This is a genomic window from Nocardioides sp. P5_C9_2, from assembly GCF_054049555.1.
On sequence record NZ_JBFUMD010000533.1, the window covers coordinates 1 to 2,510 of the forward strand.

At 70.3% G+C, this 2,510-nt stretch carries 2 protein-coding genes; both read left to right on the plus strand.

From position 1 onward, the window contains the following. On the plus strand, positions 1-1,253 hold a 1,253-nt coding region (locus tag ACXJKL_RS19235; protein ID WP_457208607.1), incomplete at its 5' end, for a gamma-aminobutyraldehyde dehydrogenase. Beyond that, the gene (locus ACXJKL_RS19240; RefSeq protein ID WP_457208608.1) at positions 1,253-2,479 is read left to right on the plus strand and encodes a saccharopine dehydrogenase family protein; all 1,227 of its coding nucleotides are present in this window, start codon (positions 1,253-1,255) and stop codon (positions 2,477-2,479) included. The genes ACXJKL_RS19235 and ACXJKL_RS19240, both read left to right, overlap by 1 nt. Positions 2,480-2,510: the final 31 nt, after the last annotated feature.

Genomic DNA, 2,510 nt, shown 5'->3' on the forward strand with positions numbered 1-2,510 from the left:
GTACGACGCCGCAGGAGCGCTCGCTCGCGCTGCTGCGGATCGCGGATGCGCTGGAGTCCCGTGCGGAGGAGTTCGTGGCCGCCGAGTGCCGCGACACCGGCAAGCCGCTGGGGCTGACCGCCAGCGAGGAGATGCCGCCCACCGTCGACCACTTCCGCTTCTTCGCCGGCGCCGCCCGGGTGCTGGAGGGCAAGTCGGCGGGGGAGTACATGGAGGACCACACCTCCTTCATCCGACGTGAGCCGATCGGCGTGGTCGGCCAGGTGACGCCGTGGAACTACCCGTTGCCGATGATGGTCTGGAAGATCGCGCCGGCGCTGGCCGCGGGCAACACCGTGGTGCTGAAGCCCTCCGACACCACCCCGGCCACCTCGACGATGATGGCCGAGCTCGCGGCGGAGTTCCTGCCGCCGGGCGTGCTCAACGTCGTCTGCGGCGACCGTGACACCGGGCGCACGCTCGTGCAGCACCCCACGCCGCAGATGGTGGCCATCACCGGCTCCGTCCGGGCCGGCATGGAGGTCGCCGGGGCTGCGGCCGCACAGCTCAAGCGCGTGCACCTCGAGCTCGGCGGCAAGGCACCGGTCATCGTCTTCGACGACGCGGACATCGAGAAGGCCGCCCAGGGCATCGCCGAGGCCGGCTACTTCAACGCCGGGCAGGACTGCACCGCGGCCACCCGCGTGCTGGTCGGCCCCGGTATCCACGACGACTTCGTGGCCGCCCTCACCGAGCAGGCGAAGGCCACCCGCACCGGCATGCCGGACGACGAGGACATCCTGTACGGCGCCCTCAACAACGCCGACCAGCTCGCCCGGGTCACCGGGATGGTCGACCGCCTCCCCGACCACGCCGAGGTCACGGCGGGCGGTCGCCGCCAGGGTTCGACGGGCTACTTCTACGAGCCCACCGTGCTGTCGGGCCTGCGCCAGGACGACGAGCAGGTGCAGGACGAGATCTTCGGCCCCGTCATCACCGTCCAGCGCTTCGCCGACGAGGCGCAGGCGCTGAAGTGGGCCAACGGGGTCAAGTACGGCCTCGCCTCGAGCGTGTGGACCCGCGACCACGGCACCGCGATGCGGATGTCGCGGGGGCTYGACTTCGGCGTGGTGTGGATCAACACCCACATCCCCTACGTCTCCGAGATGCCGCACGGCGGCTTCAAGCACTCGGGCTACGGCAAGGACCTGTCCATGTACGGCCTCGAGGACTACACGCGCGTCAAGCACGTCATGTCCTACATCGGAGACTGATGATGAAGATCCTCCTGGTCGGCGCCGGCGGCGTCGGCGGTGCGTTCGCGGCCATCGCCGCCCGGCGCGACTTCTACGAGCAGGTCGTGATCGCCGACTACGACGGGGCCAGGGCCGAGCGGGCGGCGGAGGCCGACGGCCGCTTCGTCGGTGCCCGGATCGACGCCTCCGACGCCGCGGCCGTCGAGCGGCTGTGCCGTGAGCACGGCATCACCCACGTGATGAACGCCGTCGACCCGGTCTACAACATGCCGCTCTTCGAGGGGGCCTTCGCGGCCGGCGCCGACTACGTCGACATGGCGATGTCGCTGTCGCGACCACACCCCGAGGCGCCGTACGCGAAGACCGGCGTCAAGCTCGGGGACGAGCAGTTCGCGGTCGCCCACGAGTGGGAGGCCGCCGGGCGACTGGCGCTGGTCGGGATGGGGGTCGAGCCCGGCCTGTCCGACGTCTTCGCGCGGTACGCCGCCGACCACCTGTTCAGCGAGATCGACGAGCTCGGCACCCGCGACGGTGCCAACCTGGTCGTCACCGACGACGACGGCAACGAGGTCTTCGCGCCGTCGTTCTCGATGTGGACCACGATCGAGGAGTGCCTCAACCCGCCGGTGGTCTGGCAGGACGGTGCGTGGCACACGACCGCGCCGTTCTCGGAGCCGGAGGTCTTCGACTTCCCCGAGGGCATCGGCCCCGTGGAGTGCGTCAACGTCGAGCACGAGGAGGTCCTCCTCATGCCGCGCTGGATCGACTGCAGGCGGGCGACGTTCAAGTACGGACTCGGCGACGAGTTCATCACCATCCTCAAGGTCCTGCACACCCTCGGCCTCGACCGCACCGACAAGGTCACGGTCAAGGGAGTCGAGGTGAGTCCGCGCGACGTCGTCGCCGCGGTGCTGCCCGACCCGGCGACGGTGGGTCCGCGGATGACCGGCAAGACCTGCGCCGGCCTGTGGGTCACCGGCAAGGACAAGGACGGCGAGCCGCGCTCGACGTACCTCTACCACGTCGTCGACAACGAGTGGACGATGCGCGAGTACGGCCACCAGTGCGTGGTCTGGCAGACCGCGATCAACCCCGTCATCGCCCTGGAGCTGATCAGCCGGGGCACGTGGACCGGCGCCGGAGTGCTGGGCCCGGAGGCGTTCGACGCGGTTCCGTTCCTGCAGCTGCTCGAGGAGTACGGCAGTCCGTGGGGCATCCGCGAGCAGGGCCACCGGCCGAGCTGATGGCCGAGCCGACGAGAGAGGACGACATGAC